Origin of the sequence: Pseudomonas sp. Irchel s3h9 (assembly GCF_900187475.1) — a bacterium.
Lineage (GTDB): Bacteria > Pseudomonadota > Gammaproteobacteria > Pseudomonadales > Pseudomonadaceae > Aquipseudomonas > Aquipseudomonas neuropathica.
The window spans coordinates 91095-116278 of the sequence record NZ_FYDH01000004.1 but is presented as its reverse complement, the minus strand read 5'-3'; the positions used below and the strand labels follow the sequence as shown (position 1 = coordinate 116278).

General features: G+C 58.7%; 25 protein-coding genes. 18 read left to right on the top strand and 7 right to left on the bottom strand.

Annotation, left to right across the window (positions count from 1 at the left end):
- The first annotated feature begins 111 nt into the window (after positions 1 to 111).
- The 6 genes from CKW26_RS08075 to CKW26_RS08050 all read left to right on the top strand — a co-directional run bounded on the left by CKW26_RS08075 (position 112) and on the right by CKW26_RS08050 (position 7018).
- Complete coding sequence (locus CKW26_RS08075) at positions 112 to 1413, top strand: ABC transporter substrate-binding protein (RefSeq protein WP_016983700.1); 1302 nt, start codon at positions 112 to 114, stop codon at positions 1411 to 1413.
- 154 nt (positions 1414 to 1567) lie between these two features.
- Entirely contained in the window at positions 1568 to 2476 is a 909-nt protein-coding gene (locus CKW26_RS08070; protein WP_095048188.1) for a carbohydrate ABC transporter permease, read from the top strand.
- Positions 2469 to 3314 carry a carbohydrate ABC transporter permease gene (locus CKW26_RS08065; RefSeq protein ID WP_093430462.1) on the top strand — a complete coding sequence of 282 codons (846 nt, stop codon included), beginning with the start codon at positions 2469 to 2471 and terminating at the stop codon, positions 3312 to 3314. Before CKW26_RS08070 ends, CKW26_RS08065 begins: the two co-directional genes overlap by 8 nt.
- A gap of 2 nt (positions 3315 to 3316) precedes the next feature.
- Entirely contained in the window at positions 3317 to 4477 is a 1161-nt protein-coding gene (locus CKW26_RS08060; RefSeq protein ID WP_095048187.1) for an ABC transporter ATP-binding protein, read from the top strand.
- 223 nt (positions 4478 to 4700) lie between these two features.
- Positions 4701 to 6050: a carbohydrate porin gene (locus CKW26_RS08055; protein ID WP_095048186.1), complete on the top strand. Its 1350-nt coding sequence runs from the start codon at positions 4701 to 4703 to the stop codon at positions 6048 to 6050.
- Between the two features lie 113 nt (positions 6051 to 6163).
- Positions 6164 to 7018: a D-hexose-6-phosphate mutarotase gene (locus CKW26_RS08050; protein ID WP_064391715.1), complete on the top strand. Its 855-nt coding sequence runs from the start codon at positions 6164 to 6166 to the stop codon at positions 7016 to 7018.
- A gap of 151 nt (positions 7019 to 7169) precedes the next feature.
- On the opposite strand, the gene CKW26_RS08045 is transcribed toward CKW26_RS08050, so the two are convergent.
- Positions 7170 to 8030, bottom strand: coding sequence for a MurR/RpiR family transcriptional regulator (locus CKW26_RS08045; protein WP_171057240.1), 861 nt, complete (start codon positions 8028 to 8030; stop codon positions 7170 to 7172).
- 226 nt (positions 8031 to 8256) lie between these two features.
- Between CKW26_RS08045 and zwf the strand changes: the two genes are divergently transcribed.
- The 4 genes from zwf (at position 8257) to CKW26_RS08025 (ending at position 11962) form a co-directional block, all read left to right on the top strand.
- Positions 8257 to 9723, top strand: a complete 1467-nt coding sequence (gene zwf / locus CKW26_RS08040; RefSeq protein ID WP_064119140.1) for a glucose-6-phosphate dehydrogenase — start codon at positions 8257 to 8259, stop codon at positions 9721 to 9723.
- Positions 9710 to 10420, top strand: coding sequence for a 6-phosphogluconolactonase (gene pgl / locus CKW26_RS08035; RefSeq protein ID WP_095048185.1), 711 nt, complete (start codon positions 9710 to 9712; stop codon positions 10418 to 10420). Before zwf ends, pgl begins: the two co-directional genes overlap by 14 nt.
- Before the next feature lie 17 nt (positions 10421 to 10437).
- Complete coding sequence (locus tag CKW26_RS08030; protein WP_008082815.1) at positions 10438 to 11103, top strand: bifunctional 4-hydroxy-2-oxoglutarate aldolase/2-dehydro-3-deoxy-phosphogluconate aldolase; 666 nt, start codon at positions 10438 to 10440, stop codon at positions 11101 to 11103.
- 280 nt (positions 11104 to 11383) lie between these two features.
- Positions 11384 to 11962: a hypothetical protein gene (locus CKW26_RS08025; RefSeq protein ID WP_095048184.1), complete on the top strand. Its 579-nt coding sequence runs from the start codon at positions 11384 to 11386 to the stop codon at positions 11960 to 11962.
- Here CKW26_RS08025 and CKW26_RS08020 read toward each other — a convergent pair.
- Together CKW26_RS08020 and CKW26_RS08015 are read right to left on the bottom strand one after the other, a co-directional pair.
- Complete coding sequence (locus CKW26_RS08020; protein WP_095048183.1) at positions 11959 to 13140, bottom strand: aminotransferase class V-fold PLP-dependent enzyme; 1182 nt, start codon at positions 13138 to 13140, stop codon at positions 11959 to 11961. The two genes, CKW26_RS08025 and CKW26_RS08020, sit on opposite strands and share 4 nt — an antisense overlap.
- 31 nt (positions 13141 to 13171) lie before the next feature.
- Positions 13172 to 13408: a DUF3820 family protein gene (locus CKW26_RS08015; RefSeq protein WP_003227425.1), complete on the bottom strand. Its 237-nt coding sequence runs from the start codon at positions 13406 to 13408 to the stop codon at positions 13172 to 13174.
- Positions 13409 to 13613: 205 nt separating this feature from the next.
- Between CKW26_RS08015 and CKW26_RS08010 the strand changes: the two genes are divergently transcribed.
- Entirely contained in the window at positions 13614 to 14081 is a 468-nt protein-coding gene (locus CKW26_RS08010) for a PA2169 family four-helix-bundle protein (protein ID WP_016983691.1), read from the top strand.
- Between the two features lie 257 nt (positions 14082 to 14338).
- Here the strand turns inward: CKW26_RS08010 and CKW26_RS08005 are convergent, their stop codons facing one another.
- Positions 14339 to 14809: a MaoC family dehydratase gene (locus CKW26_RS08005; RefSeq protein WP_003227420.1), complete on the bottom strand. Its 471-nt coding sequence runs from the start codon at positions 14807 to 14809 to the stop codon at positions 14339 to 14341.
- Between the two features lie 42 nt (positions 14810 to 14851).
- Positions 14852 to 15796 carry an alpha/beta hydrolase gene (locus CKW26_RS08000; protein ID WP_095048182.1) on the bottom strand — a complete coding sequence of 315 codons (945 nt, stop codon included), beginning with the start codon at positions 15794 to 15796 and terminating at the stop codon, positions 14852 to 14854.
- 199 nt (positions 15797 to 15995) lie between these two features.
- Between CKW26_RS08000 and fadD2 the strand changes: the two genes are divergently transcribed.
- Both fadD2 and fadD1 read left to right on the top strand, forming a co-directional pair.
- Positions 15996 to 17684 (top strand): long-chain-fatty-acid--CoA ligase FadD2, encoded by a 1689-nt coding sequence (gene fadD2, locus CKW26_RS07995; protein WP_095048181.1) that lies wholly within the window; start codon positions 15996 to 15998, stop codon positions 17682 to 17684.
- A gap of 347 nt (positions 17685 to 18031) precedes the next feature.
- Complete coding sequence (gene fadD1, locus CKW26_RS07990; RefSeq protein WP_095048180.1) at positions 18032 to 19729, top strand: long-chain-fatty-acid--CoA ligase FadD1; 1698 nt, start codon at positions 18032 to 18034, stop codon at positions 19727 to 19729.
- A gap of 250 nt (positions 19730 to 19979) precedes the next feature.
- Here the strand turns inward: fadD1 and CKW26_RS07985 are convergent, their stop codons facing one another.
- Positions 19980 to 20357, bottom strand: a complete 378-nt coding sequence (locus CKW26_RS07985) for a hypothetical protein (protein WP_007917843.1) — start codon at positions 20355 to 20357, stop codon at positions 19980 to 19982.
- Between the two features lie 197 nt (positions 20358 to 20554).
- Between CKW26_RS07985 and CKW26_RS07980 the strand changes: the two genes are divergently transcribed.
- The 3 genes from CKW26_RS07980 to def all read left to right on the top strand — a co-directional run bounded on the left by CKW26_RS07980 (position 20555) and on the right by def (position 22403).
- Entirely contained in the window at positions 20555 to 20746 is a 192-nt protein-coding gene (locus CKW26_RS07980) for a CsbD family protein (RefSeq protein ID WP_027612573.1), read from the top strand.
- A gap of 164 nt (positions 20747 to 20910) precedes the next feature.
- Positions 20911 to 21861 carry a YihY/virulence factor BrkB family protein gene (locus tag CKW26_RS07975; RefSeq protein WP_007917840.1) on the top strand — a complete coding sequence of 317 codons (951 nt, stop codon included), beginning with the start codon at positions 20911 to 20913 and terminating at the stop codon, positions 21859 to 21861.
- Positions 21862 to 21863: 2 nt separating this feature from the next.
- On the top strand, positions 21864 to 22403 hold the full coding sequence (gene def / locus CKW26_RS07970) for a peptide deformylase (protein ID WP_095048179.1): 540 nt from the start codon (positions 21864 to 21866) through the stop codon (positions 22401 to 22403).
- 129 nt (positions 22404 to 22532) lie between these two features.
- Here the strand turns inward: def and CKW26_RS07965 are convergent, their stop codons facing one another.
- Entirely contained in the window at positions 22533 to 22952 is a 420-nt protein-coding gene (locus CKW26_RS07965; RefSeq protein WP_095048178.1) for a GNAT family N-acetyltransferase, read from the bottom strand.
- A 325-nt stretch (positions 22953 to 23277) separates the two neighbouring features.
- Between CKW26_RS07965 and CKW26_RS07960 the strand changes: the two genes are divergently transcribed.
- On the top strand, positions 23278 to 24219 hold the full coding sequence (locus CKW26_RS07960) for a fatty acid desaturase (RefSeq protein ID WP_095048177.1): 942 nt from the start codon (positions 23278 to 23280) through the stop codon (positions 24217 to 24219).
- Between the two features lie 141 nt (positions 24220 to 24360).
- A complete protein-coding gene (locus tag CKW26_RS07955; protein ID WP_095048176.1) occupies positions 24361 to 25152 on the top strand; it encodes a phosphate/phosphite/phosphonate ABC transporter substrate-binding protein in 792 nt (263 codons plus the stop codon).
- The last annotated feature ends 32 nt before the right edge of the window (positions 25153 to 25184 follow it).

Genomic DNA, 25184 nt, shown 5'->3' with positions numbered 1-25184 from the left:
GTGACATTTGCGCGTCCCTTCGTTACCTGCGAAGGGAAACGTCCTGTTTAAACTCCTGTGCAGCGCAAGCACCAGACTTGCATGCATAACAACAAGAAAGGTACATCTCAGATGAATGCGATTTCTCGCCTCGCTACTGTCATTTCTGTCGCCTCCCTGTTCCCGCTCGCAATTCTGCCTCTCAGTGTTTCCGCTGCCGAATCCAAAGGTTCGGTCGAAGTCGTGCACTGGTGGACGTCCGGTGGCGAAAAAGCTGCCGTTGATGTGCTCAAGGCGCAAGTCGAAAAAGACGGTTTCACCTGGAAAGACGGCGCTGTCGCCGGTGGTGGCGGTGCGACTGCCATGACCGTGCTGAAAAGCCGTGCCGTTGCCGGCAACCCGCCAGGCGTTGCCCAGATCAAAGGCCCGGACATCCAGGAATGGGCGTCGACCGGCCTGCTCGACACTGACGTGTTGAAAGACGTCGCCAAGTCGGAAAAGTGGGACAGCCTGCTCGACAAGAAAGTCTCCGATACCGTGAAGTACGACGGTGATTACGTGGCCGTGCCGGTGAACATTCACCGCGTGAACTGGCTGTGGATCAATCCGGAAGTATTCAAGAAAGCCGGTATCACCAAGAACCCGACCACCCTCGAAGAATTCTATGCCGCTGGCGACAAGCTGAAGGCTGCGGGCTTCATTCCGCTGGCCCACGGCGGTCAGCCTTGGCAGGACAGCACCGTGTTCGAAGCCGTGGTGCTCTCGGTCATGGGTGTCGATGGCTACAAGAAAGCCCTGGTTGACCTGGACAATGCCGCGCTGACCGGCCCGGAAATGGTCAAGGCGCTGACCGAACTGAAGAAAGTCGCGACCTACATGGACGCCGATGGCAAAGGTCAGGACTGGAACCTGGAAGCGGCCAAGGTCATCAACGGCAAGGCCGGTATGCAGATCATGGGTGACTGGGCCAAATCCGAATGGACCGCTGCCAAGAAAGTCGCCGGCAAGGATTACGAGTGCGTAGCCTTCCCGGGCACCGACAAGGCGTTCACCTACAACATCGACTCGCTGGCCGTGTTCAAGCAGAAGGACGCAGGCACTGCGGCCGGTCAGCAGGACATCGCCAAAGTCGTGCTGGGTGAAAACTTCCAGAAAGTCTTCAGCATCAACAAAGGCTCGATCCCGGTTCGCAATGACATGTTGAACAACATGGACAAGCTCGGTTTCGACTCCTGCGCACAGACTGCAGCCAAAGACTTCCTGGCGGACGCCAAGTCCGGCGGCCTGCAACCAAGCATGGCGCACAACATGGCGACCACGCTGGCGGTGCAAGGCGCGTTCTTTGATGTCGTGACCAACTACATCAACGATCCGAAAGCGGACCCGGCCGACACCGCCAAGAAACTGGGCGCAGCGATCAAGTCGTCCAAATAAGCGTCGGTAGCACAGGCTTCTCCTGTGGGAGCGAGCCTGCTCGCGAAGGCGTTGTGTCAGTTGCTCCATCCGTCGACTGACACCGCATTCGCGAGCAGGCTCGCTCCCACAAGGGATCTCACTGTAGTTTTTATTCCCTGTACTGGATTTCCCCATGAGTTCTGTTGCTGTGTTCAGCAAGGCCTCGCCGTTCGATGCATTGCAACGCTGGCTACCCAAACTGGTGCTGGCGCCGAGCATGTTCATCGTGCTGGTGGGCTTCTATGGCTACATCCTGTGGACGTTCATTCTGTCGTTCACCACCTCGACCTTCCTGCCCAACTACAAGTGGGCCGGTCTGGCGCAATACGCGCGGTTGTTCGACAACGACCGCTGGTGGGTCGCGAGCAAAAACCTCGCGGTGTTCGGCGGCATGTTCATCGGTATCACTCTGGTGATCGGCGTGTTGCTGGCGGTGTTCCTCGACCAGCGCATCCGTCGCGAAGGCTTTATCCGCACCATTTACCTGTACCCGATGGCGCTCTCGATGATCGTTACCGGTACCGCGTGGAAATGGCTGCTCAACCCGGGCATGGGCCTGGACAAATTGTTGCGTGACTGGGGCTGGGAAGGCTTCCGTCTCGACTGGCTGATCGACCCTGATCGCGTGGTTTACTGCCTGGTGATCGCCGCTGTCTGGCAAGCCTCGGGCTTCATCATGGCGATGTTCCTCGCCGGCCTGCGTGGCGTTGATCAATCGATTATCCGCGCTGCACAGATCGATGGCGCGAGCATGCCGACGATCTACTGGAAAGTGGTGCTGCCAAGCCTGCGTCCGGTGTTCTTCAGTGCGGTGATGATTCTGGCGCACATCGCGATCAAGAGCTTCGACCTCGTCGCGGCGATGACCGCTGGTGGCCCGGGTTATTCCTCCGACCTGCCGGCGATGTTCATGTATTCCTTCACCTTCAGTCGCGGCCAGATGGGCATGGGCTCGGCCAGTGCGATTCTGATGCTCGGTGCGATCCTCGCGATCATCGTGCCTTACCTGTATTCCGAGCTGAGGACCAAGCGCAATGACTAGTCTCGCTGCCAAACCTGCTATCAGCCTGAGTCGCATCGCGATCTACGCGGTGCTGATCATCGCCGTACTGCTTTATCTGGTGCCGCTGGTGGTTATGTTGCTGACCAGCTTCAAGACCCCGGAAGACATTAGCACCGGCAACCTGCTGAGCTGGCCGACCGTGGTCAGCGGCATCGGCTGGGTCAAGGCCTGGGCCACGGTTGACGGTTACTTCTGGAACTCGATCAAGATCACCGTTCCGGCGGTAATCATCTCCACCGCCATCGGTGCGTTGAACGGTTATGTGCTGTCGTTCTGGCGCTTCCGCGGTTCGCAGTTGTTCTTCGGTCTGTTGTTGTTCGGCTGCTTCCTGCCGTTCCAGACCGTGCTGCTGCCGGCCTCGTTCACCCTCGGCAAGATGGGCCTGGCGAGCACCACCACCGGTCTGGTGTTTATTCACGTGGTTTACGGTCTGGCGTTCACCACGCTGTTCTTCCGTAACTACTACGTGAGCATTCCGGATGCACTGGTGAAAGCTGCACGCCTGGATGGCGCGGGGTTCTTCACGATTTTCCGCCGCATCATTCTGCCGATGTCGACGCCGATCATCATGGTTTGCCTGATCTGGCAGTTCACCCAGATCTGGAACGACTTCCTGTTCGGTGTGGTGTTCTCCAGCGGTGATTCGCAACCGATCACGGTGGCGTTGAACAACCTGGTCAACACCAGCACCGGCGCCAAGGAATACAACGTTGATATGGCAGCGGCGATGATCGCCGGCCTGCCGACCCTGCTGGTCTATGTGGTAGCAGGCAAGTATTTCGTGCGCGGGCTGACAGCCGGCGCAGTCAAGGGGTAATCATGGCAACGCTCGAACTTCGCAACGTCAACAAGACCTACGGTGCCGGCCTGCCGGACACCCTGAAGAATATCGAACTGTCGATCAAGGACGGTGAGTTCCTGATCCTCGTCGGCCCGTCGGGCTGCGGCAAGTCGACCCTGATGAACTGCATCGCCGGCCTGGAAACCATCACCGGCGGCGCGATCATGATCGGCGACCAGGACGTCAGCGGCATGAGCCCGAAGGATCGCGACATCGCCATGGTGTTCCAGTCCTACGCGCTGTACCCGACCATGAGCGTGCGCGAGAACATCGAATTCGGTCTGAAGATCCGCAAGATGCCGCAGTCGGCGATCGACGAAGAAGTCGCGCGCGTCGCCAAGCTGTTGCAGATCGAACACCTGCTGAACCGTAAGCCGGGTCAACTCTCCGGTGGTCAGCAACAGCGTGTGGCGATGGGCCGTGCCCTGGCGCGGCGACCGAAGATTTATCTGTTCGACGAACCGTTGTCCAACCTCGACGCCAAGCTGCGCGTCGAGATGCGCACCGAAATGAAACTGATGCACCAGCGCCTGAAAACCACCACGGTCTACGTGACCCACGACCAGATCGAAGCAATGACCCTGGGCGACAAGGTTGCGGTGATGAAGGACGGCATCATTCAGCAGTTCGGCACGCCGAAAGAGATCTACAACGATCCGGCCAACCTGTTCGTCGCGAGTTTCATCGGTTCGCCGCCGATGAACTTCATTCCGCTGCGCCTGCAGCGCAAGGACGGCCGTCTGCTGGCGCTGCTCGACAGCGGCCAAGCGCGTTGCGAGTTACCGATGAGCATGCAGGACGCCGGGCTCGAAGATCGCGAAGTGATCCTCGGCCTGCGCCCGGAGCAAATCGTACTGGCGAACGGCGAGGGCAATGGCCTGCCGAGCATTCGTGCCGAAGTGCAGGTGACCGAGCCGACCGGTCCGGACACTCTGGTATTCGTCAACCTCAATGAAACCAAAGTCTGCTGTCGCTTGGCGCCGGATGTGGCACCGCAGGTGGGCGAGAACCTGACGCTGCAATTCGATCCGTCGAAAGTGTTGTTGTTTGATGCCAACACCGGTGAGCGCCTCGGCACTGCCGGGCAACCACAGACCGATGCGCGGTCTGCGAACGTCGCCCAATTCAAAGGCCGCTGAAGATCGATGCTGGAATGCGGTCATGTGGGAGCTGGCTTGCCAGCGATGAGGCCGGCACATCCAACATGGATGTCGCCTGAAGCACCGCCATCGCTGGCAAGCCAGCTCCCACAGGGATTGGATTCCAAAAGGAGCACGCGGTGGATTGCCTGTAATCCATCGCACTTTATGTAAACCGCGTTAGATAAAAACAGTTAATAACAATAAAGACGAGGATGTAGGGATGAAAAAGAAACACGTCAATGCCCGGTTGATCTGCCAAGTGTCGGCTGCGGCGGCCTTGGTGCTGGCCGGTAACGCCATGGCGGCGGATGCCTTCAGTTCCGATTCGAAATGGATGACCGGCGACTGGGGTGGCGAGCGTACCAAGCTGATCGAGCAGGGTATCGATATCAAGGCTGACTACGTTGGGGAAGTCGGTGGCAACCTGAACGGTGGCTACAACGACGACAAGACTGCGCGTTACGCTGATCAGTTCGGTCTGGGCGTGGCACTCGATCTGCAAAAGCTGTGGGGCTGGGATAACACTCAGGCGAAGATCCAGCTGACCAACCGTAACGGTTACAACATCTCCAACGACCGCGTTGGCGATCCGCGTGCCGGCACCTTGAGTTCGTCGCAAGAAGTTTACGGCCGTGGCCACATGGTGCGTCTGACCCAGTTGTGGATTCAGCACCAGTTCTTCGACAACAAACTCGACGTCAAGGCCGGTTACTTCGGTGAAGGCGAAGACTTCAACACCTTCCCGTGCGACTTCCAGAACCTGGCGTTCTGCGGCTCGCAAGTGGGTAACTGGGCGACCAACATCTGGTACAACTGGCCGGTCAGCCAGGCCGCGATCCGTGTGAAGTACAACATCAACGACGAGCTCTACGCGCAGATCGGTGCGTACAACCAGAACCCGTCGCAGTTGGAACACGGCAACGGCTTCAAGCTCAGTGGCAGCGGCACCAAAGGTACCGTTCTTCCGGTCGAGCTGGTCTGGTCGCCGAAGGTCAACAGCCTGCCGGGCGAATACCGTGTGGGTTACTACAAGAGCACGGCCGATGCCGACGACGTTCGCGAAGACGTCAACGGTTTCGACGCAGCCACCACTGGTGATGCCTACAAAACCCACAGCAGCAAAAGCGGCTACTGGTTTGTGGCGCAACAGCAACTCACCAGCCACGACGGTGATGCTTCTCGCGGTCTGAATATTGCCGCCAACGCCACGTTCCACGACAAGGACACCAACTTCATCGACAACTACCAGTCGGTGATGTTTGTCTACAAAGGCCCGTTCGACGCGCGTCCGAAGGATGACGTCGGTATCGGCGCGGCGCGTATCCACGTCAACGATGACGTGAAGAAAAACGCCGAACTGCTGAACGCTTCCAACGGTGTGTCGGACTACGACAATCCGGTGTTCTCGCCAATTCGTGAAACCGAATACAACTACGAGATCAACTACGGCTTCCACGTCACCAACTGGCTGACCGTACGTCCTAACCTGCAGTACATCACTCACCCGGGTGGTGTGGATGAAGTGGACAACGCATTGGTCGCTGGCCTGAAAATTCAGTCTACGTTCTAACGCGTCTGCGATAAGCTCCTCTCTATGTGCGCATATTTGCGGACAGCCAAGGCTGTCCGCTTTTTTTTGGGGGCGGCGCACCCCTGTGAAAGACGAGTTCAGGATCGTGGCAAATGCATGAGCATCCGCTACAACGCTTCTTCAAATCCCTGCGTGAACAACCGGTGTTCGCCTGGGAGCGCTATCAGATGCGCGACGTGTTGGTGATCGATCACCCGCTGTGTCAGGCGGTGTTCAGTCGTCAGGGCGCGCAGTTGCTGCACTTTCAGCCGCGCGGGCAAAAGCCGTGGTTGTGGTGTGCGGCGAAGTGGCCGCATGTCGGCGCTATTCGCGGTGGTGTGCCGGTGTGCTGGCCGTGGTATGGCCGTCATCCGAGCGAAAACGCCTGGCCATCGCATGGTTGGGCGCGACTGCTCGACTGGAAGTTGCTCGACAGCAGCAGCGCCGAAGATGGCGTGCGCCTGCACTGGCAATTGCAGCTGTGCGACTGGCAGGTTGACCTGCATGCACATCTGGGCGAACGCATGGAACTGCGCCTGAGCACCGAGCATCAAGACGATATGCCGTGCCAGTTGAGCCAGGCTTTGCACGCTTACTGGCGTATTGGCGATGTCGGCGAGATAGCGCTGTCTGGGCTTGAAGGTGCGCAGGGCTATGACCAGTTGAATCGCCAGGTTTGCCAGCAGGAAGGCGAGTTGCGTGTGGATGGCGGCTGTCAGCGGGTGTTCCAGCATGACGGCGAATTGCAGCTGAAAGATCACGCCTGGCAGCGCGAGTTGTGCATTGATACCGGTGACAGTGCCGACACGGTGGTCTGGCATCCGGGCGCGCGGCCGTTGTTGGGCGTGAGCTGGGATGAGATTTCGGAGTTTGTCTGTGTGGAAGCGGCGGCGGGTGGGACGGACAGCTTGCACCTGGCGCCGGGGGAGAAGGCGCATTTGAGTTTGCAGGCGTGGGCGGCGGCTTGATGATCGTTCCCACGCTCTGCGTGGGAATGCCTCAAGGGACGCTCCGCGTCCAGTGACGCGGAGCGTCACGGGCTGCATTCCCACGCAGAGCGTGGGAACGATCAACCCCTGTAGGAGCTGCCGAAGGCTGCGATCTTTTACGCGAAGCGTCCTAATTAAACTCGTCACCCACCGGATACCGGCTGGCATTCAAACTCTCTTTGATCTTGCGCAAATGCGGCTGGAAATCCACCCCGCGACGCAACGTCATCCCGGTCGCCAACACATCCAGCACCGTCAACTGAATGATCCGCGAAGTCATTGGCATATAAATGTCGGTGTCTTCCGGCAACGGAATATTCAGGCTCAAGGTACTGGCCTTGGCCAGCGGCGAATTCTCCGCCGTCAAACCCAACACCGAAGCCCCGTTCTCGCGAGCAATACGTGCCACCTCGACCAACTCGCGGGTGCGGCCGGTGTAGGAAATGATCACGAACAACTCACCGGTGTGCGCCACCGACGCAATCATCCGCTGCATCAACACATCAGCATGCGCGGTCACCGCCAGGTTGAAGCGGAAGAACTTGTGCTGCGCATCCAGTGCCACCGGTGCCGAAGCGCCGAGGCCGAAGAAGTGGATCTGTCGCGCCTGAATCAACAGGTCGACAGCGCGGCTGATCAGGTTCGGGTCCAGCGCCTGACAGGCACTGTCCAGGGACGCGATGGCGCTGCCGAAAATCTTCTGCGTGTAGGCCTCGGGATTGTCGTCGGCCTCGACCGCGCGGCTGACATACGCCGCGCCGCTGGCCAGACTCTGCGCCAGTTGCAGCTTGAGTTCGGGATAGCCGCTGACACCGAACGAACGGCAGAAACGGTTGACCGTCGGTTCGCTCACCGAGGCTGCCTGGGCGAGGGCGGCGATGCTGAAGCGGGTGGCCTGCTGCGGGTTGAGCAGGATCACCTCGGCGACTTTGCGTTCGGCCTTGTTCAGGTCTTCAAGGCGACTCTGGATCTGTTCCAGTAAATTTCGCACGCGGTCCATATGGAATTCCTAATTCACCTGCGCAAAGGTGCGCCGGGCTATGCAAATTGGGCCTTTGATATGGCCCGTAACGGTGGCCTATCCTACTGATGGCTCCGACCGACCACCACTCGGAATCTGTATTTTGCGAAAATGTTGTGGTTATTACTACATTTTCCCTTGAGTGATGCCTTGAAAAAAGGTATTTGTAGCTTAACTTGATAAAAGAACAAACATCATGCCTTCGATTACGGTTGAACCGTGCACCTTTGCCTTGTTCGGCGCGCTTGGCGATCTGGCCCTGCGCAAGCTGTTTCCTGCCCTTTATCATCTCGATGGCGCCGACCTGCTGCACGAGGACACGCGCATCATCGCGTTGGCCCGTGAAGAAGGTTCCGAGCAACAGCACATGGCGTTCATCGCCGCCGAACTGCGTCGTTATGTGGGCAAAGAGCTGGACGAGGCCGTCGCCGAGCGTTTTCTCGCACGCCTGACCTACCTGCACGTCGACTTCCTCAAATCCGAAGATTACGTGGCGCTGGCCGAACTGGCTGGCAGCACGCAACGCATGATTGCCTACTTCGCCACCCCTGCGGCGGTGTACGGCGCGATCTGCGAAAACCTGGCGAAAGTCGGTCTGGCAGAAAATACCCGCGTGGTACTGGAAAAGCCGATCGGCTCCGACCTCGAATCCTCGCGCAAGGTTAACGACGCCGTGGCGCAGTTCTTCCCGGAGAACCGTACCTACCGCATCGACCACTACCTGGGCAAAGAAACCGTTCAGAACCTGATCGCCCTGCGTTTCGCCAACAGCCTGTTCGAAACCCAGTGGAACCAGAATTACATCTCCCACGTGGAAATCACCGTGGCCGAGAAGGTTGGTATCGAAGGCCGTTGGGGCTACTTCGACAAGGCCGGCCAACTGCGCGACATGATCCAGAATCACCTGTTACAGCTGCTTTGCCTGATTGCCATGGACCCGCCGGCCGACCTGTCCGCCGACAGCATCCGCGACGAAAAGGTAAAAGTGCTCAAGGCGCTCGCGCCGATCAGTCCGGAAGGCCTCACCACACAGGTGGTGCGCGGCCAGTACATCGCTGGCCACAGCGAAGGCAAATCCGTACCGGGTTACCTCGAAGAACCGAATTCCAACACCCAGAGCGACACCGAAACCTTCGTCGCTTTGCGTGCCGATATCCGCAACTGGCGCTGGGCCGGCGTGCCGTTCTACCTGCGGACCGGCAAGCGCATGCCGCAAAAACTGTCGCAGATCGTCATCCACTTCAAGGAACCGTCGCACTACATTTTTGCGCCGGAACAACGCCTGCAGATCAGCAACAAACTGATCATCCGCCTGCAACCGGACGAAGGCATTTCCTTGCGCGTGATGACCAAAGAGCAGGGCCTGGACAAAGGCATGCAACTGCGCAGCGGCCCGCTGCAACTGAATTTTTCCGACACCTGGCGTAGCGCGCGGATCCCCGATGCCTACGAGCGGTTGTTGCTGGAAGTGATGAACGGCAATCAGAACCTGTTTGTCCGTAAAGATGAAATCGAAGCCGCGTGGAAATGGTGTGACCAGCTGATTGCCGGGTGGAAAAAATCCGGTGACGCGCCCAAGCCGTATGCGGCCGGGTCGTGGGGGCCGATGAGCTCCATTGCATTGATCACGCGGGACGGGAGGTCGTGGTATGGCGATATCTGATGTGCAACTGCCTGCGGGCGTGAACGCTCACGAATTCAAGAGCCCGGTGTTGTTGGCCGAAGGTCTGGCGCTGAACGTCGCCAAGCAATTGAGCGACGCCATTGCTGCACGCGGCAACGCGGTGCTGGTGGTGTCCGGCGGTCGTAGCCCGGTGGCGTTTTTCCAGCACCTGGCCAAGCAGGAACTGGACTGGTCGAAGGTCGTCGTGACCCTCGCCGACGAGCGCTGGGTACCGGTTGAACATGCCGACAGTAATGCCGGTTTGCTCAAGCAATACCTGCTCAAAGGCCCGGCAGCCAAGGCGCAGTTCCTCAGCCTGTATAGCGCGGCGGCCAACGTCGAGCAGGCTGCTGAACAGGCTGATCGCTTGCTTGCCGAATTGCCGCCGATTGACGTGCTGGTATTGGGCATGGGCGATGACGGTCACACCGCGTCGCTGTTCCCCGACAGCCCGAACCTCGCCGAAGCGCTGCAGGCTGATGGCACGCGCCGTTGCTGGCCGATGCTGGCGCCAAGCGTGCCGCGTCAACGCCTGACCATGAGTCGTGCGCTGCTGGCCTCGGCCAAACACAAGATTCTGTCGATTTCCGGTCAGTCGAAACTGACCACCCTGAATGCCGCACTGGCATCCGACGTCGCCGCCATGCCGGTGCGCGCGTTTCTGCAACCTACGTTAGAGATTTACTGGTGCCCATGAGCCAAGGAACAGCCGCTATGACAACCCCATCCCCGACCGTTTCCATGGCGGACAAAGTTGCCCTGATCGACAGCCTCTGCGCCAAGGCGCGGATCCTGCCGGTGATTACCATCGCTCGCGAACAGGACGTGCTGCCACTGGCTGACGCTCTGGCTGCCGGTGGCCTCACCGCGCTGGAAGTGACCCTGCGTTCGCAGTTTGGCCTCAAGGCCATCCAGATCCTGCGCGACCAGCGTCCGGAATTGATGACCGGTGCTGGCACCGTGCTCGATCGCAACATGCTCGCGGCTGCCGAAGCCGCTGGCTCGCAGTTCATTGTCACCCCAGGCATCACCCGCGACCTGCTGGAAGCCAGCGTCGACAGCCCGATTCCGCTGTTGCCGGGCATCAGCAACGCCTCCGGCATCATGGAAGGCTACGGTCTGGGTTATCGCCGCTTCAAGCTGTTCCCGGCTGAAGTCAGCGGTGGTGTAGCAGCAATCAAGGCCCTCGGCGGTCCGTTCGGCGAAGTGAAATTCTGCCCGACTGGCGGCGTCGGCCCGGCCAACATCAAGAGCTACATGGCGCTGAAAAACGTCATGTGCGTGGGCGGTAGCTGGATGCTTGATCCGGAGTGGATCAAGAACGGCGACTGGGCCCGTATTCAGGAATGCACCGCTGAGGCACTGGCGCTGCTGGACTGATTGTTACCAGACACTTCGTTGTGTGTTCTACGGCTTTACGGTGCGCTTGGTCGGTGCACCGTTTTTTTTTGCCTGAAAATTGCTGTGTAGAAGTCATGTAGGAGCTGTCGAGTGAAACGAGGCTGCGATCTTTTGACCTTGCTCTTGAGCGCCAACATCAAAAGATCGCAGCCTTCGGCAGCTCCTACATCGACACCGTTACGACGCGATACATAGTTACCGCACAGCCGCGTTTGCGTGGCGCTAATCTGCGTTCATCTTACGGAAGAGAGAACGCCTCATGGATGACCATCAATCAGTAGCCTTGCCACACCCACCTCTGCGGCAACGGACCATTCAAATCCCTGGCAGCTTCGATTGGCGCAAAACCGAAGGCAAGGAGCGCAACATCAGTAGCGGTGTCGAAGGCCTGCCACTGGTTTTGCGTCTGACCCTGGTCGATCTCATGACCGGTGAGCCGGTGGTTGGCGCCCGGGTCTGGATCGAACAGCACATTGGTGCCGATACGCTGTGTGGAACCCAGTCGACCGACAGTCAAGGCATCGTACGGTTTACCAGTATTTACCCGGATCGACCCTCTGGTGGTGCTTCGTGCATCGCCATGACCGTGTGCATCGCCAGCGACGATCAACATTCGCAAGCACTTCACGAAGCCTGGAACGGACGGCTGCATCTGCCCTGTGCCTGCCGCTGTGAGACCATCGGAAATGACGCCTCGCGGCTGGAGTTGCGACCGATTGCCGGGGCAGGCGTGGAGGATGGCTACTTCGGTTGCCAGACGATCGGCGTCGACACATTTGCGGTGTCGTCGCAGATCGGCCTTGCGGGCTACGAAAAGTCCACGGGCGCGGTGTTTTAGCGCAGCTCGTTCAGCGCCCGCACCAGTAACTGCATGTCGGCAGCGGTGGTGGTCAGCCCCGGTGTAATGCGGATGCTCGGCCCGCTGGCTGCGCCATGGCGCACCACGGTGAACAGGTTGTAGTCGTTGAGCAGACGTTCGGCCATCGCCTGTTGATCGTCGTGTCGAGTGAAGCGCATGGATGTGATGCCGCAATACAGCCGAGGGTCGTCTGGCGTCATCACTTCGATGCCCGGCAAGTGCCGCACCGCGCTGACCCAAAGGTTGCGCAGATAATTCAGGCGAGCGCCCTTGGCTGGTGCGCCGCCGAGGGAACGGTGCTCCTCGAACACCAGCGGCAAGGTCATCAGCGCCGGAATGTTGGGCGTGCTGTACGAAGTGCGCGCACGGATGTCATTGCCCGGGTAATGCATTTCGCCCATGTCCGGATCAATGTCGGCCAGGCGGTGTGGCGCGATATAGAGGAAGCCGAGGGTGAGCGGTGCGCCGATCCATTTGTGCAGGTTGTATCCGGCGAAAGCGATGCCGAGGGCATCAAGATCGAACTCGATCTGACCGAGTGCATGGGCGCCATCGAGGATGACATCGACGCCATGCTCTTTGGCCAGCGCGGCGATGGCTTGCACCGGCATGACCAGACCGGTGCGGTGAGTGACGTGAGTCAGGGCCATCAGCTTGACTTGCGGATGACCGACGAAGGCTTCGCGGTAAGTCTCCACCAGGCTGTCGTAGCTCGTCGGGTGCGCGTGAGCAATCTCGATCACTTCAGCGCCGCGCTGCCTGGCGAGCCAGCGCATGGCGCCTTTGACCGTGTCGTATTCCAGATCGCTGATCAGCACCTGATCGCCCGGTTGCAAGCGGTTGTAGTTGCGAATCAGCGACTGCAGGCCTTCGGTGGCATTGCGGGTGAACGCCACACTCTGCGCGCGCACGCCAATCAACTCGGCCAGTTGCGCGCGAATATCGAGGTTGTCGTGCTGCTCGAAACGCTGGCGCACGTACACCGAGTTGCTGGTGTTGATCAGCTCGATGTTGCGCTGGTATTCCTCGATCACCGTGCGCGACATGCGCCCGAAATAACCGTTTTCCAGGTTCACGGGGCCGGGTTGAACGTCGTAACGATCGGCGAACGTTCGCCAAAAGGCTTCGTCACGGGCGCGGCGGGTGTTATCGGGCATGGTCGGCTGACTCAAGAGAGAGGAGGGCGCTTCAATGGCGCGGAGCAGGTTTGCCGTGTTTGGCGCGCAGCGGTTCGAGCAGGTCCGAGAGGCCGTTATGGTCGATCTCCTGCATCAGTGCGAGCAAGCCACCGAGTTCGCCGTGCGGGAAACCTTCGCGGGCAAACCAGTTCAGGTATGGCCCCGGGAGGTCAGCAATGATCCGGCCTTTGTATTTACCGAAGGGCATTTCGCGGGTTATCAGCAGTTCGAGTTTTTCAGGATTCATCGGTGAGATCGTCTGGCTTCAAATCAGCTTGGAAAATACAGGCATTCTGCATGCAGGCCAAATGACAGATCATGCAAATAACCGTGATACAGATAGTTCACTTATCTTTAACTAACTGATTTATAAGTATTTTTTAAAAATAAAAAAGCTGGCATGCACACTGCAATATCCCTTGCATCTTCAACCAATCGCAAGGAATTGAAAAATGACCGACATGAATAAAGAAGCCATCTCTGTACTCAATGACCTGATTGAAACCAGCAAGGACGGTCAGGAAGGGTTCAAGACTTGCGCTGAAGACATCAAGCACCCAGAACTGAAAACCCTGTTTGTAACTCGCTCCGCTGATTGCGCCACCGCTGCAGCAGAACTGCAAGCCGAAGTTCGCAAGCTGGGCGGCGATCCGGAAACTTCCACCAGCGTCAGCGGTGACCTGCACCGTCGCTGGGTCGACGTCAAAGCCATGTTCACCGGCAAAGACGAAGAGGCTGTACTGAACGAAGCAGAGCGCGGTGAAGACCATGCGCTGAAGGCCTACAAAGAAGCCCTCGAGAAAATCAGCAAGCATAATCTGGTAGGTATTCGTGATCTGGTTGAACGCCAATACCACGGCGTACAACGCAACCACGACCAGGTGAAAGCCCTGCGTAACCAGGCTCGCGCTCGTTCGTAAGCGTTTGCCGGTTATAAAAAACGCCAGCTAGTCTGGCGTTTTTTGTGTCTGGAAAAAGCACAAGCCCCTCACCCTAGCCCTCTCCCAGAGGGAGAGGGGACTGACCGAGGTGGCTGTTGGAGATACACCGACTTGAGCGATCTGAGGTGAACTCAGGTTTTGAAAAGCACGAAGATCGGCTCCCTTTCCCCCTCGCCCCCCCTGGGGAGAGGGCTGGGGTGAGGGGGAAAAGCTTTACCTGACACCCCGCTAATCAATCAGCCAATGCTAATCGCCGGCAAAGTCGGCAACGTCACCGTCTGCTGCTTACGCGGCGCCAGAATCTCAGCCTCACCATCCACCACCAGCTCATCACGCTGGTTGAACACACGAGTGGCAATGCGCACGCGAAACTTCGGCAGCTTCTCGAGAATTTCCAGGCGCACGGTCAGCGTGTCACCGATCTTCACCGGCTTCTGAAAGCTCATCTGCTGACCGATATAAATAGTGCCGGGCCCAGGCAGCTCGCAGGCAACGGCGGCACTGATCAGCGCACCGCTGAACATACCGTGGGCGATACGCTCCTTGAACATGCTGGCGGCAGCGAACTCGGCGTCCAGGTGCACCGGGTTGTGGTCGCCCGACATCGCGGCGAACAGCTGGATGTCGCGCTCTTCGACGGTCTTGCTGTAGCTGGCGGTCTGGCCGACTTCGAGGGCTTCGTAAGGGATGTTGGTAACCTGGGTCATCGGTCTCGATTCCTGTGACGGATTCAGTGAATCCACAAAAAATTATTCGCTGCGATGAGGTCGCGGATGGCTCAAGGCCTGATCGATCCAGGCCAGCACATCAGCGATCACTTCGTCGCGGTTGGTTTCGTTGAACAATTCGTGCCGCGCCTGCGGGTAGATCTTCAGTTGCAGGTGCTGGCTGCCGGCCGTGCGCAACGCATTGGCCAGATCTGTCAGACGCTTGCCTTCACTCACCGGATCACATTCGCCGCCGATTACCAGCAGCGGCAGGCCCGGGTCGATCTGGGCGAGATTGGACGCTTTGCTGATCTGCTGCAAGCCGCCGAGCAGGTCGATCCACAGTTGATTGGTGCAGCGAAAGCCACACAGTGGGTCGTTGGCGTACAGGTCGACCTCGGCCGGGTCGCGGCTCAGCCAGTCGAACGGTGTGCGCGCCGGTTTGAACTTGTTATTGAACGAGCCGAACGACAGCCACTCGATCAACGCGCTGCGACCCTTGCCACCCTGACGCAGTTTTTCCAGGCGAGCGATCTGCCGCGCAGCGCGGTACAGCGCAACGGGTTGAAAGTTGGAACCACTGAGAATCGCCCCGTGCAGGCTGGCGCTGTGATGCAGCAGATAACCTTGGGCGAGGTAGCTACCCATACTGTGCCCAAGCAGGATGATCGGCACACCAGGGTGCTGCTGGCCGATGTGCTGATTGAGGCTGGCTAGATCGCCGAGTACTTTGCACCAGCCGTCGTCATCGGCGAAGTGGCCGAGGGTACCGTGATTGGCGGTTTTGCCATGTCCGCGTAAATCCGGCGCGTACACGCCATATCCTTTGTCGCAAAACGTGTCCGCCAATCGCGCATAGCGGCCGCTGTGTTCGGCCATGCCATGGGCCAGCAGGATCACCGCTTTCAACGGCGCCGCCGGCAGCCATTGATTGACGAACAGGCGGCTGCGGTCACTCGCGTCCAGCCATAGGGTGTCGTGGATCATGGCGATTCCTTTGCTCAAAGTCGGATCATTGTATAGCGCGTCTGATCAGCCCACGCCACGGCAGGAAGATTCACACGATCAATGACGGCTTTGGCCATATTTGCCTCAATGGCCATAACTGCTAGTGTCCGTGAAGCTCCGCTTTTTCAGAAATGACAGAAAGCGGCCCGGATCGGCTCAGGTAAAGAGGACAAGAACAATGCAACCTGATTTCTGGAACGACAAGCGCCCGGCCGGCGTACCGCTGGACATCGACATGGGTGAGTTCAAGTCGGTGATCGAGGTGTTCGAGCGTTCCTGCAAGAAGTTCGCTGATCGCCCGGCGTTCAGCAATATGGGGATCACCCTGACTTACGCTGAACTTGAGCGGCAGAGCGCCGCCTTCGCCGGTTACCTGCAGGCGCATACCGATCTGGTTCCGGGCGATCGCATCGCCGTGCAGATGCCCAACATCCTGCATTACCCGATTGCCGTGTTCGGTGCACTGCGTGCCGGGCTGATCGTGGTCAACACCAACCCGCTGTATACCGCACGGGAGATGCGCCACCAGTTCAAGGATTCCGGCGCGCGGGCGCTGGTGTACCTGAACATGTTCGGCCAGAAGGTCCAGGAAGTACTGGCCGACACCGACATCCAATACTTGATCGAAGCCAAAATGGGCGACCTGATGCCCACCGCCAAGGGCTGGCTGGTCAACACCGTGGTCAGCAAAGTGAAGAAAATGGTCCCGGCGTATTCGCTGCCGCAGGCCATCTCCTTCAAAAGCGCACTGCGCATGGGCCGAGGTCTGGGCATCAAGCCGCTGAAGGTCAGCCTCGACGACATCGCCGTGCTGCAATACACCGGTGGCACCACCGGGCTGGCGAAAGGCGCGATGCTCACCCACGGCAATCTGGTGGCGAACATGCAGCAAGTGCGCGCCTGTCTCGCGCAACTCGGCCCGGACGGGCAGCCGCTGCTGCGCGAAGGCCAGGAAGTGATGATCGCACCGCTGCCGCTTTATCACATCTATGCCTTCACCGCGAACTGCATGTGCATGATGGTTTCCGGCAACCACAACGTGCTGATCACCAACCCGCGCGACATTGCCGGCTTCATCAAGGAGCTGAAGAACTGGCGCTTCTCCGCGCTATTGGGCCTGAACACCTTGTTCGTGGCGCTGATGGATCACCCGGATTTCAAGACCCTCGATTTCTCCAGCCTGAAGCTCACCAACTCAGGCGGCACCGCGCTGGTCAAAGCCACCGCCGAGCGTTGGGAACAGATGACCGGTTGCCGCATCACCGAGGGTTACGGCCTGACCGAAACCTCGCCAGTGGCCTGCACCAACCCGTACGGCGACCAGTCGCGGCTGGGCACGGTCGGCTTGCCGGTGCCGGGCACGTTGCTCAAAGTCATCAACGATGACGGTGTCGAACAGCCGATGGGCGAGCGCGGCGAGTTGTGCATCAAGGGCCCGCAGATCATGAAAGGTTATTGGCACAAGCCTGAGGCCACTGCCGAAGTGCTGGATGCCGAGGGCTGGTTCAAGTCCGGTGACATTGCGGTGATCGATCCGGACGGTTTCGTGCGCATCGTCGATCGCAAGAAGGACATGATCATCGTCTCCGGTTTCAACGTTTATCCGAACGAGATCGAAGACGTAGTGATGGCGCACCCGAAGGTCGCCAATTGCGCGGTGATCGGCGTGCCGGACGAGCGTTCCGGGGAGGCGGTGAAGCTGTTTGTGGTGGCGCGGGAAACCGGGGTCAGTCTCGAAGAACTCAAGGCTTACTGCAAAGAGAATTTCACTGCGTATAAGGTGCCGAAACACATCGTGTTGCGTGAGTCATTGCCGATGACGCCTGTCGGGAAAATTCTGCGGCGCGAGTTGCGCGATATCGCGTAAAAGTCAAAAACACAAAGATCGCAGCCTTCGGCAGCTCCTACCTTGGAATGCATTTCCTGTAGGAGCTGTCGAAGGCTGCGATCTTTTGCTTTAAGCCCCCGAAAACCGGGGCTTAAAAGGTGTTCTAGGATTTTTGCTCTAAAATGACTGCTAGGTAGTCTTGAGTCATGATAATGACTGTAGGGGCCGCTTTTGGCTCTAGTCGACCCTTGGCAAAGCTGCTACTCTCGGCGCGCTTTGTGACTTCTCGGCCTCTGTAAAAGCCAGATTCACCAATACCAAACACACACCAATAATAATCGCATCAAATGCGGTGAAGAATTCGCGTTGCTGAGGAGTGGGCTTCCATGATCGAAGACTTTTGGAAGGATAAATACCCGGCTGGAATTGCTGCCGACATCAATCCGGACGAGTATCCGAACATTCAGGCAGTGTTGAAGCAATCCTGCCAACGCTTCGCCAACAAACCGGCTTTCAGCAACCTGGGCAAGACAATCACCTACGGTGAGTTGTACGAATTGTCCGGTGCGTTTGCCGCGTATCTGCAACAGCATACCGATTTGCAGCCCGGCGATCGAATCGCCGTGCAACTGCCCAACGTTCTGCAGTACCCGGTGGCCGTCTTCGGTGCGATTCGCGCCGGGCTGATCGTGGTCAACACCAACCCGCTGTACACCGCGCGGGAAATGGAACACCAATTCAACGACTCCGGCGCCAAAGCCCTTGTTTGCCTGGCGAACATGGCGCATTTGGCTGAAACCGTGGTGCCGAAAACCGGCGTCAAACACGTCATCGTCACCGAAGTCGCCGACCTGCTGCCACCGATCAAGCGCCTGCTGATCAACAGTGTCATCAAGTACGTGAAGAAAATGGTTCCGGCCTATCACTTGCCAAAAGCCGTCAAGTTCAATGACGTGCTGAGCAAGGGCCAGGGTCAACCGGTGGCCGAAGCCAATCCCGACAGCGGCGACGTTGCGGTGCTGCAATACACCGGCGGCACCACGGGCGTGGCCAAGGGCGCGATGCTGACCCATCGCAACCTCGTCGCCAACATGCTGCAGTGCAAGGCGCTGATGGGGTCCAACCTCAATGAAGGTTGCGAGATCCTGATCACGCCGCTGCCGCTTTACCACATCTATGCGTTCACCTTTCATTGCATGGCGATGATGCTTATCGGCAACCACAACATCCTCATCAGCAATCCGCGCGACCTGCCGGCGATGGTCAAGGAACTGTCGAAGTGGAAGTTCAGCGGTTTCGTCGGCCTCAACACGCTGTTTGTCGCGCTGTGCAACAACGAAGGTTTCCGCAAGCTGGATTTCTCGGCGCTGAAAGTTACGTTGTCCGGCGGCATGGCCTTGCAACTGGCCGCTGCCGAGCGCTGGAAAGCGGTCACCGGTTGCGCCATCTGCGAAGGTTACGGCATGACCGAAACCAGCCCGGTGGCCACGGTCAACCCGATCCAGAACATCCAGATCGGCACCATCGGTATTCCGGTGCCATCGACCCTGTGCAAAGTCATCGATGATGCCGGTGTCGAGCAGCCGCTGGGTGAAATCGGCGAACTGTGCGTCAAGGGCCCGCAAGTGATGAAGGGTTACTGGCAGCGTCAGGAAGCCACCGATGAAATGCTCGACAGCGAAGGCTGGCTGAAGACCGGTGACATCGCGCTGATCCAGCCGGACGGCTACATGCGCATCGTTGATCGCAAGAAAGACATGATTCTGGTCTCCGGTTTCAACGTCTACCCGAACGAACTGGAAGACGTGCTGGCGACCCTGCCGGGTGTGTTGCAGTGCGCAGCCATCGGCGTGCCGGACGAGAAGTCGGGCGAGGCGATCAAGATTTTCATCGTCGCCAAACCGGGCGTCACGCTGACCAAGGAAACCGTGATGGAGCACATGCGCGCCAACGTCACGGGTTACAAGGTGCCACGTTCGGTGGAGTTCCGCGATGCGTTGCCGACCACCAACGTCGGCAAGATCCTGCGCCGCGAGTTGCGTGATGAAGAGCTGAAGAAGATCAAGGCCAAGTCCGCCGCCTAAAACACGAAGCCCCGCAGATGCGGGGCTTTTTGTTGGTGTATGCGAGGGAGTTTGCAGTGTCCGGTAAATCCTACCCCCTCACCCCAACCCTCTCCCCCAGGGGGGCGAGGGGGAAGGGAGCCGATCGGGGGGCTGTTTAGAATCTGAGTTCAACTCGGAATCTCAGGTCGGCGTACCTCGTCCAGACACCTCGGTCAGTCCCCTCTCCCTTGGGAGAGGGCTAGGGTGAGGGGAAGGGGGCTGCCAAATCCTACTGACGGAACGGCGCAAAATTCACATTGGTCCCCGCCGGACGCATGTCCTGCAGATACGAGTCCTTGTCCGCACTCAATTCCAGGCTCAACGCGGCTTTACGCTTGCCTTCATTACGAATCACCAGCCCTTCCAGCTTTTCACGCAGAAACACCGTCGGCACTTTCAGGTGCAGCAGTTCGTCAGTGGCTGGCGTGTGCATCAGCAGGTGAATCCACTCGTACTGACCGATGGCCAGACGCGACACCGGCAGATCGAACCACCAGATGTTGCGGTTACGGTTCAGTTCGGCGAAGTGGCAGTTGTTGGTGCCGAGCACGGCGCCGCCCAGTTCCTTGTTGCGACGGGCGATGGCCTGCGTTTTATCGAGTTTCATAACATTCCTGCGGGATCGGTTCCTGGCGCTTGACGCCCATATGTTGCGCATTCTCGGGGCTACGCACGCAAACATAAAGCCCAACCTGCACGCCGCGACGAAATGAGCCGCTGAAAATAAATGAAACTTGGCGCAAACCCGGCCAGTCAATCATTACGTACTGACTTTTCCCCCTAATTGCACCAAGGAGAAACACCATGAGTAGCACAGGCGATAAAGTAAAAGGCATGGCCAACGAAGCAGTCGGCAACGTCAAGCAAGGCGTCGGTAAAGCCACCGACAACACCAAGCTGCAAGCCGAAGGCAAACTGCAAGAGAAAAAAGGCGAGGCCCAGCAAGCGGTCGGTAAAGCCAAGGACGCCATCAAGAAAGGTGTCGACAAGGCGTAATTCAGCCTTGAACGAAATACATGAACGGCCATCCAAGGATGGCCGTTTTTGTGTCAAAAGCCTGCAGCAACCCGACGAGGTTCGCCAAACAGGCTACCGTGATGTAAAAAACGGCCCCTGAGTCGCCACGACTTCAACCTGTATTGCGGCGAAAGGAGACGCGAATGATATTTCCAGACATGAAAGGTCTGCCCCTGCATCGGGTGATGGTGCGCACGGTCACTGAATTCGTCGACGACGAGATGTCGACCTATGCCTCGGCACTGGCCTACCAGATGCTGTTCTCGCTGTTCCCGTTCATTCTGTTCCTGATCGCCCTGATCGGTTTCCTGCACCTGCCGGACTTTTTCTCCTGGCTGCGCCTGCAATCGGAACTGGTCCTGCCACCGCAGGCGCTGGAGCAGGTCAACCCGGTGATCGACCAGTTGCAGCAGTCCAAGGGTGGCCTGCTTTCCGTCGGTATCGTTATCGCCCTGTACACCGCCTCCGCGGGCGTGCGTTTGATGATGAGCGCGATGAACGCCGCGTACGACGTGGTCGAGGGCCGGCCGATCTGGAAGCGTTTCCCGCTGTCGATTGTCTACACCGTCGGCATTGCCGGCATGCTCCTGGTGGCCGCCGCGCTGATGGTGCTCGGGCCGCAGGTGATGGGCTGGATCGCCGCGCAGGTGGGGCTGGAAGACTTCATCGTTACCGTGTGGACCATCGCGCGCTGGCCGGTGATCGTGATTCTGATGATGGTCGCTGTGGCACTGATCTACTACGTCATGCCCGACGTCAAACAGGAATTCCGCTTCATCACCCCCGGTTCGGTATTGGCCGTGGTGGTGTGGATCATCGCCTCGTTGGGTTTCGCTTTCTACGTGAAGACCTTCGCCAACTACAACGCGATGTATGGCAGCATCGGGGCGATCATCGTGCTGTTGCTGTATTTCTACATTTCCGCTGCGGTGCTGTTGCTCGGCGCCGAGATGAACGCGGTGATTGAGCACATGTCCAGCGAGGGCAAGGATGCGGGTGAGAAAGTCCCCGGCGAACTCGATGAACATCCCAAACAACACGTCTCGGGCCTGGGCCGCGATCATTCGCTCAAGCCGGACACTGACGAAGTCTGATCATGATCCGTGAAATTCTGAAAATGGGCGACGAGCGCCTGCTGCGCATTGCCCCGCCCGTGCCAGCCGAGATGTTCGACAGCCCCGAGCTGTGGCAACTGATCGACGACATGTTCCAGACCATGGAAAGCGTCGGCGGCGTCGGCTTGGCGGCGCCGCAGATCGGTGTCGATCTGCAATTGGTGATCTTTGGTTTCGAACACAGCGAACGCTACCCGGACGCTGAAGCGGTGCCACAGACGATCCTGATCAATCCGCTGATCACGCCGTTGAGTCCGTTGATGGAGGAGGGCTTTGAAGGGTGTCTGTCGGTGCCGGGTTTGCGTGGCGCGGTAGATCGTTATCAGCAGATCCGCTACGAAGGGTTTGATCCGAAGGGCGAGCCGATTGTGCGCATTGCTTCAGGTTTCCACGCACGGGTTGTGCAGCACGAATGCGATCACCTGATCGGCCGGTTGTACCCGTCGCGCATCACCGACTTCACTAAGTTCGGTTTTACCGACGTGATGTTCCCGGATCTTGATCCCACAGCTGACGATTGATCCAGTGCCCAGCACATATCCCTGTGGGAGCGAGCCTGCTCGCGAATCCGCAATATCAGTGACAGATTCTGTGACTGACACACCGCTTTCGCGAGCAGGCTCGCTCCCACATTGGTTTTTGCATGTCCTTCAGGATTGAGCGGGAACCCTTTCCATCGCAATCATCGGCTTGCTCCGCGCATACCGGCTCAAGCGCTCCGCCATCGCCTGCGGCAGCGCCGGGTCGAACGTGAATCCGCGTCGCTCATAAAACTCGCGCAAATCCGGATGACAGAACAGCCACACCGGCTCGCTCACATCCTGCACCGCCGCTGCAATCAGCTTTGCGGCAATGCCCTGTTCACGACACCCCGGATCAACGAACAGCCCGGTCAACCAATGCCCGCCGGACACTGGCCGCAAGCACAACGCGGCAACAATCTCGCCCCGTCGCGCGACCCACAATTGTGCCTCACGAACCGCTTTCATCGAGGACTGGTGGCTGCGGTAAAACTTGTTCATCAACGGCCATAACGACTCGTCGAGCAGGCTGTATTGGGTGTCGGGCATGGGATCGGACTGTCGGCGCTGAAAGCGGCGATTATAAAAGAACGCGCGCAACAGGATAGGTGTATACCTGAGCCTACATCCCCTGTGAGTGGAGTACGCATCATGTCCAAAGGTATGGATTCAAAGAAAGCCGCAAAGAAGAAACCGGCCAAGACCGCGATTGAAAAACGCGCAGAGAAGAAAGCCAAAAAGGTCGACATCTTCGGTCACTGATCACGCCTTTCCGGAGCCCGATTCTCGGGCTCCTGCCTGAACCCGAAAATAATCTGCAAGATTGCACCGCGTCGTTGCACAGAAGGGGAAGAGTCCCGTTCCGAGCAATGCCATGCCCCATTACTTCGACGCCGCCCATCGTCAGCAGATCGAAACCCTGCGCCAACGCTTTACTGCCCGTACCGAGTGGCCGACCTGGTTGTTGCTGATCGGCGTCTATGGCGGCTGGTTTGCCATTGTTCTCAATAGTCATTGGCTGGGCCGTGCCTTGAGCACGCTGTTGCTGACTCCGCTGCTGGTGTTGTGGCTGTCGTTGCAGCACGAGTTGCTGCACGGGCATCCGACGCGCTGGGTTCGCTTCAACAAGATCCTTGGCTACGCGCCGTTTGCCGTGTGGTATCCGTACATGCTGTATCGCGACAGCCATTTGCTGCATCACCGTGATGAGGATCTCACCGTGCCCGGCGTCGATCCGGAAAGCCGCTATCTGACCCGCGTTGGCTGGCAGGGCAGTTCGCCGTTTGAACGCAGCTTGCACTGGTTGAACAAAACCGTGCTCGGGCGCTTTGTGATCGGCGCACCGCTGGCGCTGATGGCGCTGGCCAAAGAAGAGTTGCTGCGGCTGAAGAATGGCGAGCGCCAGGCCTGGTTGATGTGGCTGACCCACGGCCTGCTCACGTTATTGATGCTGTGGTTTGTCGCCCGTGTCAGCGTGCTGCCGGTCTGGCATTACGTGCTGCTGATCAGCGTGCCGGCGCTGTCGATTGCGATGATCCGCTCCTACTATGAACACCGCCCGCATGCGCAGCCGGAGCAGCGCACCGTCTTGAACGAAGCGGGTTGGCCATGGCGCTGGTTGTTCCTGAATCTGAATTTTCATCTGGTGCATCACGACTTGCCGAAGCTGGCGTGGTACGACTTGCCGACGGTTTACCGGATGCATCGCGAGCAATGGATCGCGCGCAGTGGCGGGTTTCTGGTGCATGGGTATGGCGAGTTCTGGCGGCGCCATGGAGTCAAGCCGATCGACAGTCCCGAGCATCCTTACCACTAACCCAAGAACACCACAAAACCCTGTGGGAGCGAGCCTGCTCGCGAAGGCGTCGTGTCAGTTGATGGATCTGTTGTCTGCCCCAGCGCTTTCGCGAGCAGGCTCGCTCCCACATTGGTTATTTGTAACTCGGGGAAAATGTGTATGGCTCAACACCACACCGAACTGCTGATGTACGTCGCCCCCGAGCCGATCCGCGCGGCCAATGAGCGCTGGATTGCGCGCATTATCGAGCAACTTGGCCACACTCGCCTGAGTGCTGAAGACCTGTCTCTGCCAGAACTCTGGCTATCCCCCGATCTGCTGCTCACGCAAACCTGCGGCTATCCACTGATGACTGCATTGCGCGGACAAGTGCGCATCGTCGGCCGCCCACGCTACGAACTGCCCGACGCCAGCGCTGGCAATCATTGCAGCCTGATCCTCGGCCACGCTGACGACCCACGCAAAACCCTGGCGGACTTTCACAACAGTCGCGGGGTGATCAACAGCGAAGACTCCAACAGTGGCATGAACCTGCTGCGTCAGCGCTTGGCGCCACTGAATCAGGACGGACAATTCTTCGCCTCGGTCGGTATCAGCGGCGGCCATCGCGAGAGCCTGCGCTGGCTGCGGGAAAACCGCGCCGATCTGGCTGCCATCGACAGCGTTACCTACGCCTATCTCGCCCGGTATGTGCCTGAAGAAGTCAGCGCCTTGCGGGTGATTGCGCGCAGCGCCCTGAGCCCGACCCTGCCGTTTATTACGGTAGGTAGCGCTACGGATGAGCAGGTCGAGCAGCTCCGACAGGTAATGAATGAAACCTTGCGCGAACTCCCTGATGTCGTACAGACCTTGGGATTGCCTGAGGTGTTTGCGGCCAGTGAGCGCGATTATCAAATCCTGCTCGACTATCAGCGTGAGGCTGAAGGACTTGGCTATGGGCGCTTGCGCTAAAGATCGCAGCCTTCGGCGGCTCCTACAGGGGA

Bases quoted from the DNA above. Each gene is read 5' to 3' on its own strand.
- CKW26_RS08060 (WP_095048187.1), top strand. From the start codon at position 3,317: ATGGCAACGCTCGAACTTCGCAACGTCAACAAGACCTACGGTGCCGGC.
- fadD1 (WP_095048180.1), top strand. From the start codon at position 18,032: ATGATCGAAGACTTTTGGAAGGATAAATACCCGGCTGGAATTGCTGCC.
- pgl (WP_095048185.1), top strand. From the start codon at position 9,710: ATGGCGATATCTGATGTGCAACTGCCTGCGGGCGTGAACGCTCACGAA.
- CKW26_RS08065 (WP_093430462.1), top strand. From the start codon at position 2,469: ATGACTAGTCTCGCTGCCAAACCTGCTATCAGCCTGAGTCGCATCGCG.
- CKW26_RS08000 (WP_095048182.1), bottom strand. From the start codon at position 15,796: ATGATCCACGACACCCTATGGCTGGACGCGAGTGACCGCAGCCGCCTG.
- CKW26_RS08025 (WP_095048184.1), top strand. From the start codon at position 11,384: ATGGATGACCATCAATCAGTAGCCTTGCCACACCCACCTCTGCGGCAA.
- CKW26_RS07975 (WP_007917840.1), top strand. From the start codon at position 20,911: ATGATATTTCCAGACATGAAAGGTCTGCCCCTGCATCGGGTGATGGTG.
- CKW26_RS08020 (WP_095048183.1), bottom strand. From the start codon at position 13,140: ATGCCCGATAACACCCGCCGCGCCCGTGACGAAGCCTTTTGGCGAACG.
- CKW26_RS08075 (WP_016983700.1), top strand. From the start codon at position 112: ATGAATGCGATTTCTCGCCTCGCTACTGTCATTTCTGTCGCCTCCCTG.
- CKW26_RS07955 (WP_095048176.1), top strand. From the start codon at position 24,361: ATGGCTCAACACCACACCGAACTGCTGATGTACGTCGCCCCCGAGCCG.
- def (WP_095048179.1), top strand. From the start codon at position 21,864: ATGATCCGTGAAATTCTGAAAATGGGCGACGAGCGCCTGCTGCGCATT.
- CKW26_RS07980 (WP_027612573.1), top strand. From the start codon at position 20,555: ATGAGTAGCACAGGCGATAAAGTAAAAGGCATGGCCAACGAAGCAGTC.
- CKW26_RS08010 (WP_016983691.1), top strand. From the start codon at position 13,614: ATGACCGACATGAATAAAGAAGCCATCTCTGTACTCAATGACCTGATT.
- CKW26_RS08015 (WP_003227425.1), bottom strand. From the start codon at position 13,408: ATGAATCCTGAAAAACTCGAACTGCTGATAACCCGCGAAATGCCCTTC.
- CKW26_RS08050 (WP_064391715.1), top strand. From the start codon at position 6,164: ATGCATGAGCATCCGCTACAACGCTTCTTCAAATCCCTGCGTGAACAA.
- CKW26_RS08070 (WP_095048188.1), top strand. From the start codon at position 1,568: ATGAGTTCTGTTGCTGTGTTCAGCAAGGCCTCGCCGTTCGATGCATTG.
- CKW26_RS07965 (WP_095048178.1), bottom strand. From the start codon at position 22,952: ATGCCCGACACCCAATACAGCCTGCTCGACGAGTCGTTATGGCCGTTG.
- CKW26_RS08055 (WP_095048186.1), top strand. From the start codon at position 4,701: ATGAAAAAGAAACACGTCAATGCCCGGTTGATCTGCCAAGTGTCGGCT.
- CKW26_RS07985 (WP_007917843.1), bottom strand. From the start codon at position 20,357: ATGAAACTCGATAAAACGCAGGCCATCGCCCGTCGCAACAAGGAACTG.
- fadD2 (WP_095048181.1), top strand. From the start codon at position 15,996: ATGCAACCTGATTTCTGGAACGACAAGCGCCCGGCCGGCGTACCGCTG.
- CKW26_RS07960 (WP_095048177.1), top strand. From the start codon at position 23,278: ATGCCCCATTACTTCGACGCCGCCCATCGTCAGCAGATCGAAACCCTG.
- CKW26_RS08030 (WP_008082815.1), top strand. From the start codon at position 10,438: ATGACAACCCCATCCCCGACCGTTTCCATGGCGGACAAAGTTGCCCTG.
- zwf (WP_064119140.1), top strand. From the start codon at position 8,257: ATGCCTTCGATTACGGTTGAACCGTGCACCTTTGCCTTGTTCGGCGCG.
- CKW26_RS08005 (WP_003227420.1), bottom strand. From the start codon at position 14,809: ATGACCCAGGTTACCAACATCCCTTACGAAGCCCTCGAAGTCGGCCAG.